Origin of the sequence: Zhongshania marina (assembly GCF_002915595.1) — a bacterium.
GTDB lineage: Bacteria > Pseudomonadota > Gammaproteobacteria > Pseudomonadales > Spongiibacteraceae > Spongiibacter > Spongiibacter marinus_B.
Window position 1 is genome coordinate 32573 of record NZ_PQGG01000038.1, and the last position, 25688, is coordinate 58260.

Annotated in this window: 26 protein-coding genes; 7 read left to right on the top strand and 19 right to left on the bottom strand. The window is 47.7% G+C overall.

The annotated features are described in order from the left end of the window. Position 1: 1 nt before the first annotated feature. Positions 2-1501 (top strand): GspE/PulE family protein, encoded by a 1500-nt coding sequence (locus tag C0068_RS16430; protein WP_103685628.1) that lies wholly within the window; start codon positions 2-4, stop codon positions 1499-1501. Between the two features lie 262 nt (positions 1502-1763). On the opposite strand, the gene C0068_RS16435 is transcribed toward C0068_RS16430, so the two are convergent. The 5 genes from C0068_RS16435 to C0068_RS16460 all read right to left on the bottom strand — a co-directional run bounded on the left by C0068_RS16435 (position 1764) and on the right by C0068_RS16460 (position 4369). Then, the gene (locus C0068_RS16435) at positions 1764-2342 is read right to left on the bottom strand and encodes a hypothetical protein (protein WP_103685570.1); all 579 of its coding nucleotides are present in this window, start codon (positions 2340-2342) and stop codon (positions 1764-1766) included. A gap of 15 nt (positions 2343-2357) precedes the next feature. Beyond that, a complete protein-coding gene (locus C0068_RS16440; RefSeq protein ID WP_103685571.1) occupies positions 2358-2705 on the bottom strand; it encodes a hypothetical protein in 348 nt (115 codons plus the stop codon). A 28-nt stretch (positions 2706-2733) separates the two neighbouring features. Beyond that, positions 2734-2925: a hypothetical protein gene (locus tag C0068_RS16445; protein WP_103685572.1), complete on the bottom strand. Its 192-nt coding sequence runs from the start codon at positions 2923-2925 to the stop codon at positions 2734-2736. Positions 2926-3264: 339 nt separating this feature from the next. Next, the gene (locus C0068_RS16455; RefSeq protein WP_233208846.1) at positions 3265-3816 is read right to left on the bottom strand and encodes an endonuclease I family protein; all 552 of its coding nucleotides are present in this window, start codon (positions 3814-3816) and stop codon (positions 3265-3267) included. A 292-nt stretch (positions 3817-4108) separates the two neighbouring features. Then, positions 4109-4369, bottom strand: a complete 261-nt coding sequence (locus C0068_RS16460; protein ID WP_103685574.1) for a tyrosine-type recombinase/integrase — start codon at positions 4367-4369, stop codon at positions 4109-4111. A 197-nt stretch (positions 4370-4566) separates the two neighbouring features. On the opposite strand from C0068_RS16460, the gene C0068_RS19705 reads away from it, so the two are divergent. Continuing rightward, the gene (locus C0068_RS19705) at positions 4567-4953 is read left to right on the top strand and encodes a hypothetical protein (protein ID WP_103685575.1); all 387 of its coding nucleotides are present in this window, start codon (positions 4567-4569) and stop codon (positions 4951-4953) included. A gap of 218 nt (positions 4954-5171) precedes the next feature. On the opposite strand, the gene C0068_RS16470 is transcribed toward C0068_RS19705, so the two are convergent. From C0068_RS16470 to C0068_RS16530, 13 genes are all read right to left on the bottom strand, one after another. Next, positions 5172-5576: an MAPEG family protein gene (locus C0068_RS16470; protein ID WP_103685576.1), complete on the bottom strand. Its 405-nt coding sequence runs from the start codon at positions 5574-5576 to the stop codon at positions 5172-5174. A 356-nt stretch (positions 5577-5932) separates the two neighbouring features. After that, entirely contained in the window at positions 5933-6310 is a 378-nt protein-coding gene (locus C0068_RS19885; RefSeq protein ID WP_103685577.1) for a tyrosine-type recombinase/integrase, read from the bottom strand. A gap of 241 nt (positions 6311-6551) precedes the next feature. Then, entirely contained in the window at positions 6552-6962 is a 411-nt protein-coding gene (locus C0068_RS16480) for a hypothetical protein (protein ID WP_103685578.1), read from the bottom strand. Positions 6963-7108: 146 nt separating this feature from the next. Then, the gene (locus tag C0068_RS16485) at positions 7109-7795 is read right to left on the bottom strand and encodes an HNH endonuclease (RefSeq protein ID WP_103685579.1); all 687 of its coding nucleotides are present in this window, start codon (positions 7793-7795) and stop codon (positions 7109-7111) included. Next, a complete protein-coding gene (locus C0068_RS16490; RefSeq protein WP_103685580.1) occupies positions 7792-10557 on the bottom strand; it encodes a class I SAM-dependent DNA methyltransferase in 2766 nt (921 codons plus the stop codon). Before C0068_RS16490 ends, C0068_RS16485 begins: the two co-directional genes overlap by 4 nt. Further along, complete coding sequence (locus C0068_RS16495) at positions 10558-11157, bottom strand: hypothetical protein (RefSeq protein ID WP_103685581.1); 600 nt, start codon at positions 11155-11157, stop codon at positions 10558-10560. 64 nt (positions 11158-11221) lie between these two features. Continuing rightward, positions 11222-11569 carry a hypothetical protein gene (locus C0068_RS16500; RefSeq protein ID WP_103685582.1) on the bottom strand — a complete coding sequence of 116 codons (348 nt, stop codon included), beginning with the start codon at positions 11567-11569 and terminating at the stop codon, positions 11222-11224. Next, on the bottom strand, positions 11562-12191 hold the full coding sequence (locus tag C0068_RS16505) for an AAA family ATPase (RefSeq protein ID WP_103685583.1): 630 nt from the start codon (positions 12189-12191) through the stop codon (positions 11562-11564). Before C0068_RS16505 ends, C0068_RS16500 begins: the two co-directional genes overlap by 8 nt. A gap of 79 nt (positions 12192-12270) precedes the next feature. Next, entirely contained in the window at positions 12271-14157 is a 1887-nt protein-coding gene (locus tag C0068_RS16510) for a toprim domain-containing protein (RefSeq protein ID WP_103685584.1), read from the bottom strand. A gap of 3 nt (positions 14158-14160) precedes the next feature. Further along, entirely contained in the window at positions 14161-14913 is a 753-nt protein-coding gene (locus C0068_RS16515) for a hypothetical protein (protein ID WP_103685585.1), read from the bottom strand. Then, on the bottom strand, positions 14913-17948 hold the full coding sequence (locus C0068_RS16520; RefSeq protein ID WP_146047917.1) for a hypothetical protein: 3036 nt from the start codon (positions 17946-17948) through the stop codon (positions 14913-14915). The genes C0068_RS16515 and C0068_RS16520 overlap by 1 nt, the downstream gene beginning before the upstream one ends. A gap of 144 nt (positions 17949-18092) precedes the next feature. After that, entirely contained in the window at positions 18093-18455 is a 363-nt protein-coding gene (locus tag C0068_RS16525) for a LexA family protein (RefSeq protein WP_103685587.1), read from the bottom strand. Positions 18456-19060: 605 nt separating this feature from the next. Then, positions 19061-19336, bottom strand: a complete 276-nt coding sequence (locus C0068_RS16530) for an HNH endonuclease family protein (RefSeq protein WP_103685588.1) — start codon at positions 19334-19336, stop codon at positions 19061-19063. 178 nt (positions 19337-19514) lie between these two features. Between C0068_RS16530 and C0068_RS16535 the strand changes: the two genes are divergently transcribed. From C0068_RS16535 to C0068_RS16555, 5 genes are all read left to right on the top strand, one after another. After that, complete coding sequence (locus C0068_RS16535; RefSeq protein WP_103685589.1) at positions 19515-21239, top strand: DUF4942 domain-containing protein; 1725 nt, start codon at positions 19515-19517, stop codon at positions 21237-21239. A 335-nt stretch (positions 21240-21574) separates the two neighbouring features. Next, positions 21575-22138 carry a hypothetical protein gene (locus C0068_RS16540; protein WP_103685590.1) on the top strand — a complete coding sequence of 188 codons (564 nt, stop codon included), beginning with the start codon at positions 21575-21577 and terminating at the stop codon, positions 22136-22138. An 89-nt stretch (positions 22139-22227) separates the two neighbouring features. Beyond that, positions 22228-22749, top strand: a complete 522-nt coding sequence (locus C0068_RS16545) for a hypothetical protein (protein WP_103685591.1) — start codon at positions 22228-22230, stop codon at positions 22747-22749. 106 nt (positions 22750-22855) lie between these two features. Continuing rightward, positions 22856-23335 (top strand): hypothetical protein, encoded by a 480-nt coding sequence (locus C0068_RS16550; RefSeq protein ID WP_103685592.1) that lies wholly within the window; start codon positions 22856-22858, stop codon positions 23333-23335. Between the two features lie 187 nt (positions 23336-23522). Beyond that, on the top strand, positions 23523-24002 hold the full coding sequence (locus C0068_RS16555) for a hypothetical protein (protein WP_103685593.1): 480 nt from the start codon (positions 23523-23525) through the stop codon (positions 24000-24002). Positions 24003-24029: 27 nt separating this feature from the next. Here the strand turns inward: C0068_RS16555 and C0068_RS16560 are convergent, their stop codons facing one another. After that, a complete protein-coding gene (locus tag C0068_RS16560; RefSeq protein WP_103685594.1) occupies positions 24030-25688 on the bottom strand; it encodes a conjugal transfer protein TraG N-terminal domain-containing protein in 1659 nt (552 codons plus the stop codon).

A 25688-nucleotide genomic window follows, 5' to 3' on the forward strand; every position in this document is an offset into this window, starting at 1 on the left:
CATGTCACCTGCCTTATCGGAAGGGGAGGTTATTCTTCCCTACAGTTATGCTAAAAGGCATCAAGCCATACTGCTCGCCGCCCCAAATTCAACACACTATAAACTAATCTTTCATCAATTCCCGGAACTACCTGTTCTAAATGAAATTCAACGGATTGACGTCAGCCCATTGGTCATGGAACAGGTACCAGAGCAAGTATTTGAAAATCTTCTCGTTTCCTTATATCAGCAGCACAGCGCCAAATCCCTTCAGGAGTCTTCTGGTTTAACTGACAATTTGGATTTGCAGTCGCTTGAGGACGCTATTCCTGATGCAACCGAAGTTCTGGCTCAAGAAGATGACGCGCCAATAATTAAATTGATAAGCGCCTTAATCGCAGAGGCCATTCGTCTTCGTGCATCTGACATTCACCTAACGACGAATGAAAATAAATTAGACGTAAAGTTCAGAATTGATGGCCGCCTGAAACAAACCCTTGAACTAGATAGGGCGCTCTCCCAAATAGTCGTTTCACGAATCAAGGTAATGGCAAAGCTGGATATTGCTGAAAAACGTGTTCCTCAAGATGGCCGTATTAGTATTCGCATTGGCGGCAGAGATGTAGATCTACGAATTTCGACTCTTCCTGCAAGTTTTGGTGAAAGAGTAGTAATGCGTATTCTTGATAAGAATGCTGGACGTTTCGCGTTAGAAGGCCTAGGACTCACCGAACAAAACCTGACGTCATTTAAAAATATATTAAAGTTACCTCACGGAATTGTGCTTATTACTGGGCCCACTGGGTCAGGAAAAAGTACAACACTGTATTCAGGACTATCACATATCAATAATGGTGAAAGAAATATCCTCACTATTGAAGATCCGCTGGAATACCGCTTGGATGGGATCAGCCAAACGCAGGTGAACTTAAAGACCGGGATGACGTTTGCAAAAGGCCTACGCTCGATGCTTCGTCAAGACCCTGACGTCATCATGGTTGGGGAAATTCGGGATGAGGATACAATCCGTGTTGCTATTCAAGCGAGCCTTACAGGACATCTAGTACTATCTACTCTTCACACAAACACCGCGATTGGTGCCATCACACGATTAGAAGATATGGGCGTTGAACCCTACCTAATAGCCTCGACCCTTAGTGCAGTCATCGCTCAACGATTGGTGAGGGTATTATGCTTAAACTGCCGACAACCGTGCCTACCCGAGGAACTCCCAGATAACCTGCTACGTGATATTCCGGGTGCGACACCAACAATTTATAAGCCCAACCACGATGGTTGCGAGGTTTGTCAAGCAGATGGCTACAAAGGTCGGACGGCCATCTACGAAGTAGTTGCAATAAACGTTCAGCTACGGAAGTTAATTCATGACCGGCGATCGGAAGCAGAGCTTTTGGAAGAAGCTAGCAAATCTCGCGCGAGCCTTTATGAAGACGGTCTAAGAAAGGTGATTGAGGGTGTAACCAGCATAGATGAGGTGCTGCGAGTCACTCGATTTGAATGACTGAATCGACTGCATGCCGGATTACTGTCGTTTTGCCCTTCCTATTAGCTCTTCATACTCAGCCATATCTACTAAATCTATGAGGCCAAGAATGTACACCGTAGAACATTTTCAACAAGCCCGTTACTGACACCAGCCAAACTAACGACCCGATTCAGACTATTTCGTGAGATGCGGCCATAACGGCGAACGATTCAGTTAATCAAAAGTATGGGTTCGTCCGCGAGACTTGCTACAAGTCCTGTGTCTTGCGCCACTAGTATTATTTTCGATCTTGATTTCGTAACGCTTCAGCAGCTGCGGGATCTACTTTCATATCAAAACCTTTGTGATGAAAAAGTGTTGGGCCTAAGTTGATCTTGTTTTTTCCCATAATCATATCGAAAAGGTAGCGAGCGGAAACGACCTGAATCTTTTCTTTCAGTAGCGCCTTTATTTGCTGTGCGTTGAATTGCTGGAAGGCATAAACCTCGGTCTTGAAGTCAATAAGACTGTCAACTTCATGCCCTAGAAAGCTACCATCAGAAAGTACAAACGCATTAACGTTCACATAACCATCTGCGCGACCGCCGTTGCGTGAGCTCACATTAATGACACACATAGCTTTAATCATTAGCCCAATCTTTTCACCGTGGATTGGAAGCGGCTTATTATGTCTTTCAATTCTTTCCTTGACCCATCCAACCATCTCATCCTTTTTCACATCTGCTAGTCGATGGCAACCCTCGGTAGCGTCAACTCTAAAACTAATGTATGGCCACGGCTCTTGGCTCTGATCAGCATTGGTGGTGATGCTGAGGGTCGTGGTGACAATAAGTAGTGAAAGGCGAATCCATCGCATGTTGCTCTCCAGTATTTACGGCGAAACAAAATCATAAGTGGCTAGAAAGAAGTACCGTTGTTTCTCAAAGTCCACGTCGAAATCTATATCCATGTTAATGATGGTCGTCGCGCCGCGCTTGGCACATTCAGCAGCTTGGTGGGATGCTAGGTTACTTGTGAACATCTTAAGCGCATCTGCAAAATCCCTGTCAGCGATACCGCCATTGGGTGCGTCGTATCGAGTGAAAATATCCTGGCCAAAGGCGGATGTCCCATTGATTTTGTTAGTCAGCTCAGGCGGTGAGCTCGTCATAACCGCGCACATGGCTACGCTATACGAACTTAATGCCAGTAGTACAGCACCCAAAAATAATTTGATCATTGGCTATCTCCCGGAGAATGGTAGGCCGCTATTCGTCCCAATGGTGAGAGTTGATTGGTTCGTTTCTACTGTAATAATCGTTAATGCCAGCATTGCTGTCAGCTTCAGTAGTGCGTTCTTTGGCAGATAGAATCCGGCCAAGATCAAAAAAGTGAAAAGAAATAGCGGCGGCAACTATTGCGAATAATGCGAGTATTTGAAAGACCAGTTCCATGTCCATGACTAGCTCCTGTATATGCGTTTTGTGTCATGACTCGACACGAGCCTACAGGATACTACAACCGGCAGGACTTGCGGCTCCGAATTTCTTCCTCCGAGGGCTCTGTTGGATCGAAATGCCAGCTGCCGTCGGAGTAATACTCAAGATAACCCCACGTCAGGTCATCCTCGGATTCGTATACTGAGGGCGGCGTCGCCCACCAGGGTTCCCTTGATATTAGTTTTGCTTCTTCTGCCATTATGCCACCCTCAGTGAGAGATACTAAAAACACGTCAACGCAAGCGTTCAATTACAACATTTGGTTTTTCTCGGTAAGTTAAACTAGCAATACCCTACCAGTCATTTGCAATTCCCAGCCTTACGGTAACCAGCCGCAGCGGCTGCTTGTTCACTGCTAAATGCCACTCGATTGTGAACTGCTACCCGATCAAAACTTGGGCAGCCCACGGGTAGATGATAGACACTGCTATTTTTGTTGCCACGAACGCCACCTTGATCGGAAACATTTGATTCAACCGCGGCGGATTTTCTTTGTATGGGCTGGACGAGGCCAGTGGAAGAATTTTTGTGCCCTTTCTCCCACCGTGCGTTTCCAGTAACGAATGGGTTGGAGTGCCCCATCTGAGTCGCAATACGGCGATCTCGCTCTCGCTCCCAGTCGTTTACCGGGTGGAGTTTATGCCAGGCCATAAAGAGCTGTTCCTGTTGACGGGATAGCCTGAGGTTGTATCGATCAGCCATGTAAAAGCTTATTCTCGCCACCATGCCCCGTACTTCTGGCCGAGGCTCAAATTTACGCCCCTTAAAATCAGTTTCTGCGTCACAGGCGCCATATTGAGTTGCTTCGCCCGGTATTTCGGAATATCGGAAGTTTGATCGATCGCCGTTCACTTCTCCGATCGCATGATAGGTTGTGAAGATCTGATTCCATCACTGAAAAGACAGGATCATTAGCCTTGCAATTTGAACGGCCTCCTTGCTGCCAGCATTGACGCTGATGGCCAAAATCATACGCAGGTACAACGTGTTCCCACTCTGTCTTGATAAATAGTTACTTATAGGCAACTAATTTTGCTAATGCACTGATAAATAAGTATTTTTTTTGCCTGCAAAATAGTCGGCAATGCTATGAGAAAAAATATTGGTAACTACGCCATGCTTGAAGTGAGCTTTTCTCATTTTCTCAACGCCAAAGCCCATCAAATCTACTAGCGGCTGTCCGCGTGTAAATCACTGTGTGGGAGATATTTTTGTGCCCCAACCAATCTTGAATTAGCCTGGTATCACTACCTCTGTTTGCTAGTGTGTATCCGCACGAATGCCTCAGCATATGAGGGTGAACCTTAATCTGTAATCCGGCCTTCTTCGCGGTTGCGTTCAAGAGGTAGTTAATTGCCTGCCGCGTAAACGGACCTCTCTCTCCTACAAAAAGGCCTATTTGCATTCTAAGGTTGGAAATCAGTTTTTCTGCCAAAGTAATGAGGAAGCGCTGCTGGTTGGAATCTAAAATATGAGGGGCGGCATTGTACGTAAAGCAGACATTTTACCTTTCCCATGAAAATACGGAGTATGTTTCTTCAAGGGAAACGGGTGTTACTATGAATTCAATCCAATAAGCTATTATGTTTCAAGGAAAGTTGAGTGAAGGTATTCTTAGTAGCCGCGCTGGCGCTATCACTAGCAATTAATGTATATCAGCTTACGTTCATCCCAAAAGCTGCGAACTTAGTCATAGCCAATTCGTCACAAGCGGAATGCATTAAACAATTACGCTCGTCGTCTAGTGAGACAAATGTTATTGGCCCTAACTTTCTTTCCGGATATTTAGCACTAGACCTTAACCTCAACTCCAATACCTCTTTCAGTAAAGAAGTATCTGGTTGTTATTTTGACAGTTACATAGAAAACGTTACTGTAGAGAACCTAGCTGAAAATGTTCAGCTTTTACGCTCAACGGGCAGTAGTAGCGTTACATTTTTCAAAGACGCAACTTCTGACAAGTTCACTGTATACGGCCGGAGTGAATGAAACATACAAACAAATTATGGCGCCCGCCGAGGCGGGCTGGGACGCTAACACGCAGGCGGCTTCGCCATTTTCGCCAGCGCGTCCGCGCCCCATATTTGGGTGTTGATATGATTCCCGCTGTCAATAAGCATGACGACATACCCGCAGACTTCTTTCATTAGCGTTGTGGATCTGACTGGCGCTTGATACCCCATGGTTTCAGGGGCACGTTGGCTCGGTCAGACGATGAGTTGGTAGCAAACCCAGAAAATCATGCCTACCTGAGCGAGGAAAAACGTGGCACGTAACAGCACAAACGCTGGCGCGGTGCTGATGAGGTGTACTAGGCTCTGCCCCACACGCGCGGCCAGGATAAAGGCCGCAAGGCCATCCACAACGGGACTCTTACCCATTAGCGCAGCGATCACCACGACGGCAGCGAAGAGCGGAAAGTTTTCCACGCAGTTGAGATGTGCGCCTTTGACGCGGACCATAAAGGGTGGGTCGCGGTTGACTTCAGCGCGCTCCCAGTCCGCGAAGTTGCGATCCCCGAACAGCGCCATCGGCACGCGGGGAAACGCGTAAGCCAGCATCAGCAGTTGCATCCACACTACGTAAAACAGCACAGCGATAAAACCGGTCATTGGGCATTCTCCATAGGTTGGATTGAGACAATCCTTGAACACTAAGCCAGCTAACAGATGCGGGAATCGCGACTACAGCTGCCAATCTATCATAAAATGCGCTTGTGTTGGAAGCGGAACAATCGGGGTTAGTCCAATTTGTGGTGCTCTCCCCCAACAACGTAATGCAAGTGACTCACTGGGTCGTTCGCTTTTTTCAGCGGTACACTTGCGTTATCGTTGTTTGCGCTGTTCGAATCCCGTCTCACTCAGGGCGTTGCCCCCTGAACACAGCGTTGAACGTCTGCTGATTGTCTTTAGGCGACCTTGACTATCAAACCAGTTTCTACCAAGTTTTGCACAAATCGGAAATGTCGCTATCTGGATGAAATTTCAATATCCAACCTTAGAATGCAAATAGCCACAAAAAGAAATGGGCTGGGATCGCTGCCTCGAACACGCAACCAGGCGCGCAATGCTCTAATCTCATCACCCTGCAGGGGCTGAGACGTTGATAAGGACCCCTTGGATCGCCGCACAAAGATTCTTCCGGCCTCCAGGTCGATATCTGACATCCGCACATCTATTAGCTCGGAAACCCGATAACCATGCCTGTACCCGATCAAGAGCATGCAGTAATCCCTGGTGCCATGCCTGTTCCTTTTGGCGGCTTGGAGTAGTTCCCGCACCTCAGACTCGGTCAGAAACTTTCTATCTAAACCTGACTCATCGACAGTAAGCATTGTTCGCCTCATTCGTTACTGGGTAACGCTCAGTATAAAACAGTCAATACCGTTAATACTATTATTATCGTTATAATGGTATTAACAGTTAATGCGGTCTGATTTTTGTTGCGTTAGTGGGTAACGGTGTTTTGGTGCCGCGAACTCTTTACAGAATGGCGGCTGGGCGCAGCTTTTTTCTTTGCTTGAAAGCTCGTGGTTTCAAGGCTGCTGCTGGGCATCTCTTTACATACTGGTCATTATGTTAAGAGTTTTATCTCTGACGGAGTAGGTCGATAAAATGCTCCTTCATTCGATACATCGGACAATTCCCCGGCGTGACATCTTCAATGTACCCAAGCTCCTCTAAGTAGCTTACTGCAGGACCTATGTCTTCATGAACATCGGTGTGGTATTCGAAACAGGGCTCATCGCGGTTAACGCTCGTTCGACTGCTCTTCACGAAGAATTCCCTAACGCCCTGTAGTTCTGGATGTTTGGCATCCTCCATCATTTCCGCAATGATCGCTGGGAATCTATTTTTTACTTCATCCCATTGTGCTTGCCGGTTGGAGGATGACTCTTTAATTCTTCTTTTATCCGTATATTTTGCCCCGAGATAATGACCAGCCGCACCTGTGAAAGCGCCGACCACAAACCCAACGACTAACGTGAATGGGTCCACCTGTCTCTCCCTAAAATTCACCAACCAAACAAATGGTTTTAATAGTTAATACTATTTTTAAATCAGGTTTTTTAGCGGTGTCGTACCCCCATCAGGAACAGTAGCTCTGTGGGAACCTCAATCTTCACAAGCTATCCATCTAGTGCCTATGAGCTTAAGCTGCAGGCAGAAAGCTGCTTTTGGAATATCCTATTTTCGCCTGGCTGCATCGCTAATGAATATTTCCTAAGAACGAGAACCCATCTGGAAAGATATTCACACCGATAGTTCTGATTTGGCGGCATCCACTCAGTTGGCCCCTTTGCACCCTTCGCCTGATTTAGTGCGTCGTCCACAGCAAGAAGGTTCTCAGGATCGTTCGCAAACTTCTCTTTCAGGTTTCGAGGCCATTCCGCCGCCCCATGTATATGGGCCCATTTCAGTGGCACGATATGATCCACATCAAGATCACTAGCTCGGACATAAACCTTGCCACTGAATGGGTCATTCCACTGGCCGGAAGATACATAACAACCGTCAGGTGAAATTCTTGTATTACCAACACTGGATGCAGCAAGAATCTCGTGGCGAGTATTCATGCAATCACCATCCAGATCCGACCAGTGAGGGTAATCCTTTCGATCATAAAGTTGACTAAACGATCGACCCTCTTTTTCTGCGTCTTGAGTGGCCGACTGGACCTGGTTATGAGCGGCCCTGCAGGAATCTCTATGGCAATGGTATTCGCCAGTGCTCTTGTTTTTATGCCCCCCAAAGGAATCAACGCCTCCGGGATGAGCAACCACAAGAAGGGGTATCAGAAGAACAGATAAAACAGCATATTCCATTCTCATGCAGACTTTTTCCGTTTAGCTTTAGGTTTTTCTGCAGGAAGCAATGAAGTGATTTTCTGGTACAGCTCGAACAAAAATGCTACGCGCTCAGTTTCTGTTGCCCAGGTCTTTTTCCCGCCGCTAGGCACATACGCCGCATCCACAGCCCGGTCTAACCTTTCATGGGCTTTCACTAGATCAGACGGCATGGTTAGAGGGTCATATAGATCGGCAAGACTGGAATTTTTATGATTAGATCTGGCATCTAGTACTTCTTGTGCGGCCTTCTTTATAGATTCTTGCTGCTTTTCGTTTGCACTCATGGGCCATGGGAAGTTGTTGTAAACGATAAGCGCTGAATACTGGTAATCACTTTTTAGCCTGCCTGTCACGCTACGAGTCCAGGACATGTGCATAGAGGAAAGCAAAACACCAAAATGGTAGAGAGTTACACCCTCAATTACCCTGAGTTTATCTCCACACATCACACTCTCATCTAAAAATGCGATGGGTATTATTGGTCTTCGCTCCGAAGATACTTGGGGCATTGCAATATATTCCCCCTGCGGGATGAATTCCGTATGAAACCTAGTTGGAGAAGATGCCAATTTCTTTGTCGGGGAACTACTGCTTTTTAACCGAAATTCTCTAACGCTGGCGACTCTCTTCATTGATTCTGGCAGTTTTTTTAATTCGCCGGGCTCACAGTCGCCGAGCCACAGAATCCACCTTTCAACGTTATTAACAAATTCATAGCCGCCTAACCATCTCTTAAAATACTTCGAAGATTGAGGTTCTTTTATCAAAAACTCTGCTTTTTCCTCAGGCGTGAAAAGATAATTCCCCCCATCAATCGGCTTGTTCCCGCTTTGCATTTGTGGAACTTCGCAAATAGGGCTTCTTCTTCGTTCAATCAGCGCATTAGGCGCTTCAACTAAGTATGGATTTATTGCTTTGACTGAGGTTTCTTGAGGTTCTCCTGAAATGCTTTCATAGTCGAATATTTTCTTATTTGGATACCCACATCGACTAAATCCTACAATGACGCAATGGACGGCCGCGACGCCTTTGGCCTCGTTTCTCCACTTAAATGTCCGGTGCGCAAAATCAAGCTGAATCCCTTTCGAAAACATCCAGCCCCACAACACCGCCACTTGTTCTCCCTGGCAAATGGAGTTCGTGGATACAAATCCGCAACGAGCGCGCGCGGACATATATACCGCAGATTTCGCATACCAAGCCGCAACAAAATCTAGTAACCCTGCACTTGGTACATCCTGAAATACCACAGCAACATCTTTTCTTTGTTCGGCATCCATGTATTTCGCGCCAACAAATGGCGGGTTGCCGAAAACGTAATTGCACCTATCCGAAGGAATTACCTCATTCCAGTCCAATCGCAGCGCGTTCCCGTGCACGACATTTGCCGACTTTACCAGCGGGACTCTTACCAGCGCCTGACCAAAGGCCTCACCGACCAGAAGGTTCATCTGGTGGTCGATCAGCCACATAGCCACCTGGGCAATCTGGGCGGGCCACTCCTCTATCTCTATCCCATGAAACTGGTCTACATCGACTCTTACATACTGATCGATAGCGTCCATCGAAAGCTGTTGCTGATCTTTTCCGTAAAGGCGCTTAATCACCTCCAGCTCCAGAAGCCGTATTTCCCGGTAACTGATGACGAGGAAGTTGCCGCATCCACATGCGGGATCGAAGAAGTTGAGCGACCCCAACTTGTCGTGGAACTCCTGTAGCTTCTTGGGTTGCGTTTTGACCTTTTCAAACTCCTCTCGCAATTCATCCATGAACAACGGCCCAATCACCTTGAGGATATTCTTCTCGCTGGTGTAGTGCGCACCCAGATTACGGCGCATATTGGCGTCCATTATGCCCTGAAATAGAGACCCAAATATGGCCGGGCTAATTGCCCCCCAGTCCAGCTCGCAACAGTCTAGCAAGGTTTCGCGCATAGAGCGGTCAAAACTGGCCTGAGGCAGGAATTCAGCGAATAGCTTGCCGTTCACATAGGGAAACGCCGCGATTTGCTCGTCGAGGTTTTTAAGGCGCTTTTCAGGAGGCGTATTGAGGGTTTGGAATATCTGATTTAGCCGTGGCGCGAGATCTGAACCATCTTCTGCTGTGCGGTCACGAATGAAGTCCTCAAATGCACTTCTCGGCATGAAGATGCCAGTGTCGTCGGCAAACATGCAGAATAAAATCCGAACTAGATACACTTCCAGCTCGTGTCCTTCGTAGCCTATTTCCTTTAGGGCGTCGTGGAGTTGTGCCAGCTTTTCCGCTGCTTTGGTGTTTACTGGGTCCTGCTCTTTGTACTGTCGGGTTTCGTAGCCAGCTATGAAACCAAAATGAGACAGGTTCTGAGGCAGCTCAGAAAGCGGAAATTCATCGCTCTCCCCCGTATCTAAATTCCGGATTCGAAAGTTCGCAAAGTCAGAAACAATGATGTACCTGGGCAGCTCTTTATCGCTTAGACCAGGGAAGTAATCCGTCGCCTGGTCGTAAGCTGAATCCAGATTTTTGCCCCTGGATTTGTGCTCTGCTAACAGCATGCCCGGCCAGAAAAGATCGATGAAGCCGTCCTTTCCGTCAGCCTTTTTGACGTGTTTTTCAAATGCAGCCAGGCGACGGCGACTAACCCCAAACACCTGGAAAAATTCATCCCAGAAGCTCTTTGCCTCTGCATGCTCGGAAGACTCACTCTCCCACTCACGGACAAATGCTACCGACCGATCCCTGATCTCATTCCATGAAAGCGGCATTTAACTCTGTTCCTTTTTTTTGTGTTGAGCAACGAGATCACTCAATAACCCATCCCAAGTTCGATTTCCTTTTAGTTCTTTAAGGGTGAAAAAAACACCCCGGCTGACAGGGATTTGAACAGCTTTATCATACAAACCCTTTTTCTGCTTATGTTTTCTTTGCCTGATCGTCCCAAGAACAGCCTCCCAATCCTTATCAGATAGATGTTCCGACACCCACGCCTTAAGCTCTTTAATTGACTCGGGATACACCTCCGAAGGAGCGGTCGAATCTATCTCATTAATTGTCTCTTTAGCTCTTTTGAGTGTCCGCTTGTGGCGGTACGTAAGACTCTCATCAGGCTTATCACTTAGATTGGCAACAATATCCATTGCCTGCCTTTTCCTCTCGCCACGGACCGCTTCGGAATACATGGGGTGAGGTATCAGGGCCAGTATTGCGGAGAGGGTTGAAGCAATGCTCCCGTCAAAATCATAGATAAAACGTCGCTCAATCCGGCGGCTTAACCACTTATCCAGCTCACGACTGATATCGTACGCATTGTCTTTAGTAATTCGTGGGTTAAGCCGCTTCTTTTCGCCTTCGTGAGAATCTTTCATATAGTATTAACTGTTGGTATAGTTTTCACTGTTGCCCCAAAATTATTCGTTACCAAGTAACGTCTTAATTGTCTTTTGGCCTGCCGACCTTCACTTTCTCAATCCGGCGAAGCGCCTTTGACAGATCCGCGTCAGACATACTTGCTAAGGCAAGTAGGCCAGCCCGGACAACCTCGCTCTTGTTAGCAATAACGCCTGTTTTTGCACAGGCTTCTCGCAGCTCCTGAATTAATGCGTAATCACCAGAAGGGAAAGAGAAAGTATCTTTGATAACCTTTTCGTTACTTGGTAACGTAATCTGCCTTTGGGGGTTCGCTTGCTTTGCCGGCGCTTTTTCTGCCTTAGGGGAAGCTTCTTCCTGCTTGTTATTGATTCCTTGCCCTCGAAGAGAGAGACCTGCGCGCTTAGCCATTCCACACCTCCTGCAGCCAGCTCCAAAGCCGGTCGATTTCTTTGGCGGCTTTCCCGCCAGGTTCAAATTCGTAAACGGCTGTGCCGCCATTCAGGGCGTCCGCAAACGCCTCGCGTCGCGTAATATGCAGAGGGGCAACAAAAATTCCCGCATCTTCGAGCAGCATTCTAGCCTCACGAGTTTTCGACGATTCCTGTCCGTTGAGCCCAACCTGGCAGGCGTTTAAAACCACAGCGAAGGGCGGGGCCACGTTATTGATTACGCGGGGCAGGGTACGAATATCAGCGAACCGGGGTTGAGCGGGGATCAGCGTGTAATCAGCAACCTCCGTTGCGACCTTAACCACGTCATCCACATACGGCGGGCAGTCAAAGATGAGAAGATCGAACCCCTCGTCTTTTGCCTGGGCCGTAAGCTGCACTATGTCCTGGGTGTTCGCCTTAACCACCAAGGGCGTATCAATCTCACGCTCAGAGGCCCATTCCGCGGCTGTTTGGCTGTGCGGATCAAGGTCGGCAACTAACACATCCATACCGCTATTCGCGGCAGCAACAGCCAAGTGGATGGTCACCGTCGATTTCCCGGACCCTCCCTTTTGACTACTTATCGCTATTGTTTTCATACTGTTAATACCGTTTTAACCATTAATATAATTAATAACGTTTATATTAATACCGTTACTGGGTAACGCAAGAAAATTTCTACCGTTTAGATTTACTCTCGACCTGTAGTCGCGCGGTCATGATCTCGCAGCCGTTGTTGCGGTAAGGGCAATCCTGGCACCCTCTACAAAAGTCGTCCGGGCCTTTTGTGCCAGTCTCAATCTCAACGCCTTCCTGCTGAAACTTGTCGCGAACCTTGCTAACGAACCAATCCGCGATTCCAACCAGGCGGAGATTCTTTCCAAAGATGCGCTTACGGCCTGATGTGCCGTGCTTGGCAAGGTCATTGGATCTCAATACTTTTCCGATCCACTCTGGGCGAGACCATTCGGGGATCTCTGTCGAGGCGCTTTGCCCAAAGTTTGCGTCTAGCAGGCTCCGCATCTCCATTCCGATGTGAGTGAGCGTCACAGTGTCGTACCCTTGAGCCACTATGTTCTCTAGTGCCTCTTTCAGGGTATCGATTGGATCATCGCTCTCAATGGTTTTTTGCGACTGCCGAGCAAGAGATGCCTCTAGCTGACCTGAAAGGGCAGGATCGCCAACCAGCCGAGCAAAAACGCGGAGCGGTGCGGCTATTTCGGCAGCTCGATTCGATCGGTTAGCGAACTCTTTGCTATAGACCTCGGCAACCTGATCAACATTCATAAACGCCCAAGTGTGAAGCTCGTTGCGCAGCGCGGCCATTTTCTGCTCATCTTCTGCGGTCAGGTCACGCAGGTGTTCAGACTGAAAGCCCTCTGGAATCGAGCGAGTCTGAACTCGAATCATCCGAGAGCCCAGAATGTCATCAGCACCCAGCGTGTTGTTGATCATCTTCACGCCATAAAAATTCAGGCGCTCAGTTTTCATTGTCTTAACGTCGGTCCATACCTTCACGCCGGAGTACTTGTTGTAAGAAACCTTCAGCGCCTGTACTAGCTCGCTGAACTGCGCATCCTTGCCGCCTTTGGCGCTGATAGCCTCCAAATCGTCCATCACGACGAATCCTCGACACTCATCGATGTGTCGGGCTGCTGTGGCAGCAGAAACCTGCCCAATGACGTTACCGTTCGCGCAGAGCTTGGACATGCTAATACCGGTCGCCGTCTTACCGGACGCAGCGGGGCCATTCAGCAGGATCAGAGGTACAGACTCAAAAACAGACTGCAAGAACGTGACAGGTACCGTGAAGGCCAGAACGGCGTAATCCTCTTCGTATGGCAGCCAGACGGATGCCTTTAGAAGATCGACTACATCGCCCACGATCTCGGCAATTGATCTAACTTTGGCCTTTCCATCCACGTATTTGCTGATCGACTGCCAGCTCCAGGTTGAATACTGATTGGGTTTTGGCTCTTTTGATATCAGAGTCCCATCTGTCAGGCGCAGAACACGCTGGGAGTCGGGCGTACCTTTTGGAGCAGGGGACTTGTAATAGCTATGCGTTGTCCCGTCAGAGCGCACAACAAGCGTTTCCAGGCGCTCCAGTGGTACCAACTGACCTCTTTCATCGATACCTTGCTCTCGCATCATGACCTGCGCGATGTAGTAGAGGTGACCGCCGTGGTAAGCGCCGTTGATATCAACAGGGTCGTAGCTAACCCGACCAAACTGCTCTGGCGAGCCGTTGCTGTTCTTAACTTGGACGGAGACGACAGTGGCGTTATTGACCTGCTGATTGAAAAGATGGACATCTCCACCGTTTTGCCAGAAGTCAGTCCAGTCCTTGCCGAGAGAATCGGGCACCTTGACCCGATGAAGCTCTCTACCAGCGAGCAGTGCAATCCGCTCAGCCATAGCATCGCCTGCCTCGTCATTGTCATGCCCCAACAAGACAGCCTCCCAGCGAGACCAGAACTCTGGACCCTTCCATTCCTGAGGAATTCCAGATCCGTGAGTGGAGCTCACAATCAGGTAATCGCCGAGAATTCCAGCTTCTTCCAATGCCTAGCGATGCCGCCACACATCCTTAATGCCTTCGCAGACAAACATATAGCGCTGGCTATAGACGGCATCAGCGTAGTAGCACTGAGGACTTCCTTTCATCCAGCCATTTTTATCAACAGGGTTCTGGGTGACGCCAGGGATGTTGTAATAACCGTACTTTTTGAAAAACTCGCCGTTCCGCCGACCCGTCATTGGGAATACTAGGGCGTTTTCCTGAGTAACACCGTCCTTGGGTGTGTACGGCGTTGAAAGCCCGAGCTTGAAACGCTGTATTGTTTCGACTGACAAGCCTCGACCACGGAGGTACTTGATTGCACTCGGACTTTCCATTAGTCGCTTATGAAGTCTAGCGTTGAACTCTTCGTTCAAAGGCCTCAGCACTTCTGACGCAAAAGCCGGGGTTCGTTGCTCCGGTTTTTTGATCGGCAGGGATATCACCTCTCCATCTCTAATTCCGAGATACTCTTTCGCCTCTTTGATGGCATCCGCTTTGCTCCCGCAAACCGCCGCCCACAGTTCCAACAGGTCTCCACTGTCTCTCGGATTAGCAAAATCGCACCACACGCCAGCCTTGTTTCCTGATATGCGGACTTTTAATGAATTTCCATCATCCCCATGAATGTTTCCAGCAACCCACTCCACGCCATCTTGCTTGCCATTGGGTAGTAAGTGTTTCGCGACATCAAGGGCGCGGTCAGCCAGCAATGATGCAATTTGGCTGACAGGTACCTTCGTTATCGTTGCGCCGCTCATTAGGCCGCCTCACTTTTCTTGTTGTAGTTATCAATGACGCCATTCTGGTAGGCTGAAAAGAACCTAAAGCCATCAGCAACCTGCAGGTGCGCGTAGTTCTTAAGAACCGTTTCAAGCTTGTCATGCAGGATATGTGCGACGACCTGGTATCCATTAGGGTTGTTTTTAAGATAGTCGGTAGCAATGATGTGCCTCACTCCGTGAGGACCAAATCCTGGGCAGTCAGGAAGAATTGCCGCCGACCACTCGTCAATTTTGAGTGACAGCCTTTTGGGGATAATGGGGGCCGCTTTATTTTTCTCGCTATTAGCATTTAGCGCGGGACGGAATACATAGTCGCAGATATCCGCACCTGCAAGATTGGGGCGGTGATTTTTCAGATAGTCCTCGATATCGGGCCACAAGCGTTCAGGAAGGCCCATATCGTATGGATCTTTAGCTGCACCATGTTCATTCTTAAAGTCCGAAGGAGAAAATCTCAGCCGCCACTCACCAGTTTCTTTGTTTTGGTAGAGATTTCCGGAGCCGTTTTCCCGCCAGGTCATAATCGAAAACATTTTTATGCGCAGGGGGTTCGCTGTAATCATTTTAACTACCAGCTCATCGCGCATGTGCAGCGCAAGTTTAATTGGGGCTCTCTTCTCTGATGGTCGAGAATTCTCCATTCCCTCTATAAGTTCAAGCAGCGCCTCCATAGGGTGTGTGCGAGCCAGTATCCCTTGAAGGGGGTCCTTGGGGTCCCGTGTCTGCTTAACGTGATTGCCCTTTTTCAAAGATTTTTCGAAGCGCCTGATTTCTTTATGGCACTCTTCACACGCACTTCGCCATTCATCAGGGCTTAGCGATGGGGAAAGTTTTTGTCCGTACTCGGGGTGCTGCCACAAAAACCCAACATCTTTAGCCAGCAGCATTGCAGCAAAGCCAAGAAAATTTTCTGTATCAGTGTTATACCCGCCAGACCGAAGGCGCTTGAATTCAAGGAACCTGTGAATCACATCAAACCGCGAAAACAGTGAAAGGGTAAGGTCTTCTTTCGCAAGCCCCTCTCCACAAAGCTTAGGCTCGCTGCAGTCGTTTGGAAGAATCAAGTAACCAAAGAATCGCTGAAGGTTCTGGCCGCTTATTGCAGCCGAGGCGGAATACTTCCCGTCATCCAAAATGCCGCGCTCCAGCTCTATTGAAGATGGGGCTGCTCGACTCAAGTCAACCGATGACCAGCTGGTGTTCCGCTCAATTCCCGGCGGAAGAAATGCTGCCGTTTTATATTTTTTCAGATCACTCCACTCTTTCTCCAATGTAGGGGGGAAGTGTCTGAGTCCATACGGGTAGTCTCGCAACCCGCGCGCTTTTTTGCGGTAGGGTGTAGCTAACCCCCTTTTCTTCTCCGCTACTTTTTTCTTTGCCTGCCTTTTGGGAAGCCTCATCTCTAAAGTCCCTTCCTGGACTCCAAGCTCTTTTTCCAGCACCGCAATCTTCGGTCGGCTTCGAAGAGAGGCCGCTACCCCCTTGCACCAGCCTCCAAATGTGGCGGGGCTAACACCAACTCTCCGCCCTATCTCTTCTTGTGTAACACCCTCTCTGGATCGTTTAATAAGAAGCGCCCGAAGAGCCTCAGAGAAACTCTCCGGCAAACCATCACCAATGACGGTGTCCCGGTATAAGTCATGCCAGAAGTTAAGGTGTGATGCTCGATCCTTAACTGTCTGATGTGCTCGACCTGCATTCCTTAGCATTTCAAGGTGGTTTTCCAATCGATCTTTAAATCCAGGTCCTAGCAAAACGACTGCGTTGTCACTCTTGGATGCCTCAAAGCTTTCCATGAACCGCTTGAGCGCTGTGAGGCGATTTTTGACGGCTGGTATTTTTCTGGCACTCACCCCCCCTTTGCTCAGAAGGTATCGCTTTCGCAAATCTCGAAATGTGTGAGACCAGGAAGACGCTTCATTAGATTCAAGGTCAAGCCTGTCAACCAGCGTTCCGGCAGGAGCCCCCAGCAGAGCCTCAAGATTACATACAGTTGAGTATTTCGCAGCGGACGGCACAGCTTTTCCGTATCGCCACGAATACAGCGTGCTTTCCATAATACCCAGAGAAGCTGCCAATGGCTGAAGGCTTTTTCCTGTGCTTTTGTAGCGAATAGCCAGAGCGTTTAGCGCTCCACTAAAAGAATCGGGTAAGTAGTCATTTGCCCGTGTTATCTCATACCCAAGGCGCCCTACCAGCGTCCCGAGAGGAACATTAAGGGCTTTTTCAAGGTCAGTCAGCATCGGAATAGATTGCACGCCTGGCTTCAACCCCTTGCGCCAGCGAAGCAAAACAGCATCGAATGTCCCGATGGCTTCACATAAATCGCGCTGTGAATTGCCCGTGGCAATACGGTATCTATCGATAAGCTCAGTAAGGGCTTTACCAAAATCGTCCGGCAGATGATCTAGCCCATCATCAACTTTGAATCCAAGGCGTTTTAATAAGGTTCCATGCGGGGAATCCAGCGCCTCTTCTAGGCTAGATATAATGGGGAGAGCCTTTATTCCAGGTTTACCTTGGCCAGACCTCCACTTATAGAGCCTCTCTGTATCTGTGCCGCAAGAGGTGGCCAGGTCAGAAAACCCCAGTCCTGTAATTGCGCGCCAGTTTTTAGCCAGCATATCAAGCGCAGCATGAAAGTCTTCGGGAATATCTTCATCAGGAATGCGCAAACGAAAACCAAGGCGGCCCGTTAATGATCCTGAAGGCACACCGAGTTCTTCCTCTAGTCCTCTAACAGATGGGCAAGAAACAACCCGTGGAGTGGCCTTTCCATTGCGCCAAGAGTAGGCGGTGTGGGTAGATAAACCGAGGCGACTTAATACACCCGCAAATGAACCACCCTGAGCTTGAAATCTGCGGATGCTTTCATCCAGAGCCTCATGAAACGAAGCTGGAAGATCATCGATCAAAGCTTGATCTGCAAGATACTGTCTTTGATCACCGCCTTCTTGAAGGCGGTATTCAGCAGCGTTTGGATGGGTTGCAGGCCCAAAGTTATTGTCCATATCATCATCCCCATACCTGTCATGGTTGACAGGGCAGTTGGGTGAGGCGAAAATACTGGACATCTGGTCGGCTAAAATCAGATGTCTTTATAGCGGCCCGCGTGTTCCACCACGCGGGCCGTTTTCGCTTCTACCAGTGTTTAATCAATCGTTTCCTTCAAACAGATCTCGCTGTTCCAGGGGAGCGCCGATGAGTGTTAGTTTTTCAACACCCGCGCTAGTAAACCTTAAATTCCGACGCCTTCCGGCAATCCTCATTACGTATCCTTTTTTTGCCAAGGCTTCTACATAGCCCTGGGCTGCGGCCGCCTGAACTCCCATTGCTTCACCAATTTGCTTTTGAGTAGGCATATGCCTGTTCTTCGACCAAAACGTAGCCAAGTACCGCATTACGCCCTCCTGCTTTTTGGTGAGCGGAGGCAGCTCATCTAAAAACTCAGCCATTGTTCCATCTACCCTGTTTTCGGCCTGGTGATTAGCATATGCCTCTAGTTCTACAAATGCCATATATACATACCATGTAAACCGGGGTGCAAATTACTATGTGAACTACTATACCTTATTTATAGCGTCCCGCAAGGACAAGGTTTATATCGTCCAATTGGATGCCTAAGAAAACTGAACCGGCAGACAAAAAGGTGGTACTGGTACGTGGCGTGTTGCTGGTACAAGATGAGAAAAATACCCGTAATTCGCGGGGTTGAGGGTGGGTAGCAGCGAACCAGGTAGGGGGACCAGAGGGTACCGCGAAAATTTACCGGTGCAGTGCAACTGGTACGTTATAAATTCTACTGGTACAAACACTGGTACATACTAATAAATACAATAATATACTTATATATAAGTATATTTATCATTATTAAGCCTACTATAAGCAGTGGGATGAAAAATGCTGGATCACTATCTGGAACTAGAATTATTTGTATATATTTCAAATAGTTAAGTTTTAAATGAACCAGATGCTAGTTGTAATTATTCACATCATTATTTTTTTTCTTTAAAGCCAATTTTCTCTCACTTTCTGTCCTAATAACTAAAATTATTCGGGGTAGTAACTATTAAGATATATAACTTATTGATTTATATTTATTTATAATTAAATCTTTCACTTTTTATGCGTACAGGGCGTGTTCCCATTCAGTCCGTGCTGCTCTTTTTTCTTGTGCGCGCGTCACATAACCGCAGCTAGACAGTTCAGTGCGTCCGCCAGATCGGCCAACCCACTGCCAGTCGCAGCCACAGTAAAAGTCGCCATCATCTGCACGATCAAAATAGACATAGGTTTTGCCGGCTACTTTCGCTTGCTCAAAATTAGTTGGTGCCGCCAACGATAATCCGTGTCCAAGCAGAACTACGGCTAATAGCGCGAATTGAATGATTTTTCCCATTTTTTACATTCCCTCGAATATCAATAATCGACATATCTACTTTTCCAATTTAACGCAATATTGCTATCCAGCTACCCCCGAAAATTATCAATATTTTGCCACTTGCTGGATTGAGATTCCGTGAGAGTTTGGATGTAAGCGAAAGCAAATATCTACTACAAACACAGGATATACACTCATGACAGCCACCCCCGCAACGACCCGCGCCCTCGTCCAGCAACTAAAGGATTATGGCCAAGATGAAGAATGGTACCCGACTACAGACGCTATGTTGGCGCGAATTAGGTCAGATATGGATGCCCTAATTATAGAAAATGACCTACCAGACAGGTTCTCTATTCTTGACTGTGGCGCTGGGGATGGCCGAACACTGGAATATCTGGCAAAGGGGGAAGAGGAAAACCGCGATGGCTCTAAAAGCTTGGTCACTCGCGGGAAAATGTACGCTATTGAAAAATCGCGGCCGCTAATCAATGCACTGGACCCGTCAATCTATATCGTTGGCGCCGATTTCTATGAGCAAACGCTTTGTGACAAAGAGATAGCAGTCACTTTCAGCAATCCGCCTTACAGTGATTATGTGCGCTGGACTGAAAAACTGTTGATGGAGACTCGTTCGGGTCTAGTTTACCTGATCCTTCCTCGACGATGGGAGTCCGACGCTCGAATTGCTCAGGCGATTGAGCTACGCAAGGCAGAGACTACCGTAATCGACAGCTTTGATTTTTCACAGGCAGAGCGTAAGGCTCGGGCAAAAGTAGACATTATTCGCGTGGAGTTCCGGGGCAAACACAGGAGATGGGCTAATGATTGTAAGTCTGCGACAGATCCATTCGAACTATGGTTTGATACTCACTTCAAAATTCAAGCTCCTGCATCCAATGAGTTTGACCCAGACCGCCCAACTCCTCGCGGGCCGACTGCGAGCGATGTCAATAAGGAGTTGGTTTCGGGTTCGGATATGGTCGCCGTGCTGGTAAAGCTGTATAACCGCGATATGGACAAGCTCATTAGCAACTACAAAGCCCTTGAGACAATGGACCCGGAGTTGCTGAGAGAGCTCGGCGTGAACTTTAAAGACATACGCGCTGGTCTTTACACCAAAATAAAAGGCTGTAAGCAGGGGTACTGGCAAGAGCTTTTCGACCGGTTGCAAAAGATTACCGACCGACTCACCACCGACTCTCGTGAAGCGATGCTCCATAAGCTGATGTCCAGGATAGATGTCGATTTCAATGCATCAAATGCCTATGCAATTCTAGGCTGGGCATTGAAGAACTGTAATAACTATATGGATCAACAGTTGATCGAGGTCTTTGAGCGCATGGTAGAGAAGGCTAACGTCATCAACTACAAGTCGAATAAACGGACATTCGGTGACGAGAAATGGCGGTATTGTAACCGTCCTGATGACCTCAGCCACTTCACCTTAGATTATCGCGTTGTGCTTGAGCGTGTAGGTGGTCTTTCTAACTCTGACTTCTCCTATGAGCGGACAAAGCACAATGGTCTTTCCTCTCGCGCTCATTTCTTTTTGCTCGATATTTTGACCATCGCGGGAAATATTGGATTCGACGTGCAGGGGAAAGAGCGCCCCAGTGATTTTGAATGGGAGTCCAACAAGAAGAAAGTTTTTCACTATCGCGATCATGCGTCTGGCAAGGACAAGGTATTTGCAGAAGTTAGATGCTTCTTCAATGGCAACATGCACGTAAAATTTGATCAATCTTTCATTCAAAGGCTCGGCATAGAGCATGGGAGACTGAAGGGATGGATCAAGAGTGCCGCCGAAGCCGCTGAGGAAATGGCCGTGTCGCCCGAGGTGGCCTCCAGCAGCTTTCTTTCAAACATTCAGCTCGGAACCTCTACTCTAAAACTTCTAGGATTTACATTAGCCGCGTAAGCTCGCCCACAATGTCTTTATGTTGCTCATTTGGTTATCAGTCGGATTTTGAATATCCATTAGTTGATCAATTCGTGTGGGCTGACCAGCCAAAAGGCATTGAGGGTTTTCCGGCTTCCTTTTCGCTGTCGAGATTTGACTAATTTCGCGCCTTAATACAACAAAATAAAATAAATAAAAATATTTTTATCTAAATATCAACTTTGCTGACTTGCTAGTTTTATAAAGCATGAGAGCCTGAATTTACTGGAAACTTTCCAGAATAAATTAAACGGGTAAAAAGGTGATCTCATGATAAAACGTACTGATACATTCATCGTGGATTGGAGGACGGTATGAGCTCCAACACATACACTGACTTTCTTGTATTCACCACTGGAATACGCAGTGAAGTAAATACCCAGCCGATAGATTTATTCTCCAATGGAACCGAAGTTGTGATTGTTATTTCACAAAGTCATGCAAACAACGTGGACACTTCACAAGAAACTTGGTCCTGCGATTATATCGGACCAGTATCGACCATGATTTCTGACTACGTGCCAAAAATGGCGTACTTCTTCGACGATGGCCTAGCCAGATCGAACACCATTCCAAACGGCACAGAGTTTTCCAAATTAATGTCGAAGCTCTACATGGTGGCCGATCCAATAACGCTGCAGGATTTAGCTAGCAGAGGAGTTCGAGGGTATTCGTGGTCAATTGAGGAATACCAGCAGGCTCCAGTTGGAGCAGATCCTATTGAATACGACTATTTCTCGACAAAACGAATGGGCTACGTATTCGGCGGTGAAGAGGATGTTATCAATATGATCCAACAATCTTTAATCATTAGGCAGAAAGCCAATAACCATGTTTGGGCAGGAAGACCCTGGCTCGCTGTTTCTGGTGATTTCTAGCGACCGCACCTCTTGCTGGTTTGGACTTCTATGGGAATCTGTAATTGACCTCGTGTTGAGGTGTCATAATTACCCGTAGGAGCCAGACCATGACGACAGCACCGTATATAGATAGGTTACAAGCACGATTGGCACACAGGCCCATCGGTGTATTTATCCCGCGCAATCATCAAGCAGAGCCATTCTGCAGGCTTCTCAAGGGTACAGCGATTGTTTCTGATAGGTCTTTGCTCTCAGGTGGACTTATAGAGGTTTATTACGAAGGCAATAAATATGGAGCTTGCAACCTCCTTCACTTTGAAGATAAGGCGCTTTGCGCTGTAGGACGACTAATACAGCGCTATCCCACCGTGGCGAAGATGTGGGTTAAGCCAGAATCACTTAAGCAGGTAGGCTACATTTCCGTTGTTAAGCTGTTGCCCATGCCGCTACCTGAATCCCTAAAGCACATGCACTTGTCGGCCGTTCGCAAGATGCTACCGAAGCACTTGCTAGACGCGATTGATCCGTGTGAAGAGGCTGTTTGTGTGATTAGCGAGAAGTATGATGCGCAATATCGGTCCTGGTTGGACGTTGAATCCACGTCTCTGAGAGATGCAGTTTCACCATGAGCGCAGGGTAAGTGGCCACATTTAAAAATATTCGGGATCGGAGTTGCTGGATTTCACTTTAATGAGATAGTGAATACAACAACCTAATTCAGAAGGAAAACAGAAAATGCATGCTGAAACATTTACCTACGATGATGTTGAGACCGCAGTTTGTATGATGACCGCGCTTGATGATGAAAATTATCCGTTATTCACAGAGCACCAGCATCGCGTGGGCATAGGCCAACTACGGTTTGATATTATCAACGACTGCGCGAAGAAACTTGCAATCGCGTATGCCGAAATAATCGGGAATGGGAGCTGGGAAACTGAGCTTTGCTTTGATGTGGAGATCATTCCCGCATTGATGCAACACTTGGGCGAAAGTCAGGACACGATCTTTCTACCGCAGTCCGTCTGGAATGACGCCATGAGACGCATTATGTGGTTTGCGGGATTTGAAGCTGAGATGATCAAGACTTACCAGCTCACTCTTGAAGACATTGGTGCGACTGAAGACGCGCTATACAGTAACTATGGAGCATCTGGGTGCGCTGAGGCTGTAGCAGAGTACGGCGAGAAATATGATTTAGACCGGGCGCCATAGCCCAGTAAACCCGCATTTGCGGTAATTAGCAAAAAAGGAGTACAGTCTGGATTTTGAGGTATTTAGGCAATTGGCTGGCCATTATCCCTGTCATAAAAGGGTCACTTATCCACGGATAACGTGGTCAAGGTTGTGGATAACTCAGAAAATCGCTGGCCCTTCAAAGAACTAAGACGGTGAGCAAAAAATGAACATCACCTTGAAGATCAAACGCTCGATGAGCGCCGATGAAAAAACCTCGACAGGCGCAGGCATGCTGGCGGCTGCCTCCGCAGGCTACAATATCATTCAGACCTACCAGCCAAATACGTCATTTCTTAATCTTGCATGCTCATTTGTGTTTAGCGTAGTAGCGGTGTCTTTGCTATACAAAGGATTGAGGCCTTCTGCCGAGCATATCTATCGAGTCAAAAAGTCAGAGCATGGTAGTAAACTGTGGTTCAAGATCGTGTCTCTCATACTGATTGGCGCAGTGAGTATAGCCAGCTTTTTGTGGGAGGTTTGCCTAGAATGGATGTTCAGCGGCCGTCGCGCTAACGGCACCACAATCCAAGTCAACCCATACACTGCAGCTGATTGGCGGAACCCGGAGCAAGCCGAAGCATTCGTTCACGGTGAAGAAATGCCCGCCTCGGCTTATGTCAGTAAATCTTACGATAAATTATAAAAAAGGGGCCTCACAGCCCCTTTCGTCTTAGTTTTTCTTACCACCCCCAGAGCTCGATTCTTTTGCTTTAGCTCTCGCTGCCTGCCGTTTGGAATACACGCTGCTTGCACCTCTAGCAAGTCCAGCGCCAGCCGCTCCCCCACCTGAACCTGCAACGCCCGCGGCTCCACCACCTGCACCACCACCAGCTGCAGCCAACCCTCTCACCATTCCGCCGCCGGCATAGGCCATCAAACCTAACCACAGTAATGGCATTAGGAAGATGTTCCCAGCAGATATAATCAGTGCAATCAATGTGTTGGTATAAGTATCGAGGCCTTGCGACTTTGACAAATATATATCTAGGATATGATTGTCAAACCAGAATGCTGTTGCCCAGATAACGTTGATGAATTCAAAAGAGAAATAGGTCAATGCTAGACTGAAGAATGTCTCAAATTTGTAGCCGGTCAAAACCATGAGGAATGGGGCAGCAAAGACAATTATCATCTGCACGATTGCTAAGATCATGGGCCCGGCAATTTTGGCCATCTGCTTCAATGTATTGATCTCAAAAAACTGTTTTGCCCCAGCAAACATCCCAAAAGTATTACTAACCATATCTAGGATTTTCTTCCCCATCGAACGGTCAGTGTCAAAGTCATTGCCAAGATCTACTTGAGTGGAAGTGTTTAGATTCAAGGCATCTGCCTCAAGGATCATCTTAATGAGCATATCTCCAGAGTCCACCGGGGCTATAGCACCCTCAGTAACAACGAAATGCCCCCAATCTTGCCAATCCTGAGTAACGTCCCCCACTTCATCTTCCGGGATCGCGTCTAGAATAACGTCTCGTAGACCTAGCGCCGGATTGACGCCGTTCGCCTCGCCTTCCCATATTTCTCGGCATGAAGGATTAGCTCCCGAAACTGGATCGGCGCCCGCGTCAGAGTCTCGATTCACCTCATCCCGTGTGAATCCATATTGTTCCATGTTGCTCATATAGGCTTCTTCATGCCGATAATATTCATCCGCTTGATTTAGAAATATTCTTGACCCGATCCAGTCAATGTCATCCAAAGGCGAAACATCGTTAGGTATCGCAACCGGATTTTCGTTATATCTATCTAATGTCTTTTTATAGCAAGCCTCATAAAAATCCTGGATACGCTCACGTACTACAGGGTCTTGAATCCTAACCTCAGATAATCTTAGTAGCATAAGTTCATAATTGTTTGCACAACTCATTGAGCTAATAGCTGTATGGGTCAAAGCAGTTGATATGTAGTTTACGCCATACCAAGCAACTGGTTGGTGGACAATGCTCCCGGCCATTCCTGCAAAGGTTGTGTCGTGGATCTCTCCCGTGTTATCGCCATCACCTTCCGTGTTCAACGTAGCATCTGCTCTAACCTGGCAGTCAGGAATTTCCAGCGTGTACTTAACCGTTGCCAGCGATACTCCGTTATTTGGAAATGGAATCACGCAAAGACTCATCACTAGAATCATGCCCAGTAACTTGCGCTCAACAGCTTGAACGGTGCCCTGTACGCCTCGTACTTCGTTGTACTTCATCAACGCCTGTGCAACCAAGGCTATAAAGGGTATCAACGCAAGCCCCGTTCCTACCAAAACCTCCCATATAGCGTTATAGATATTCCAAGAAAAAATAAGCGTGTAAATCTCAATATAATTGTTGGCAATCAT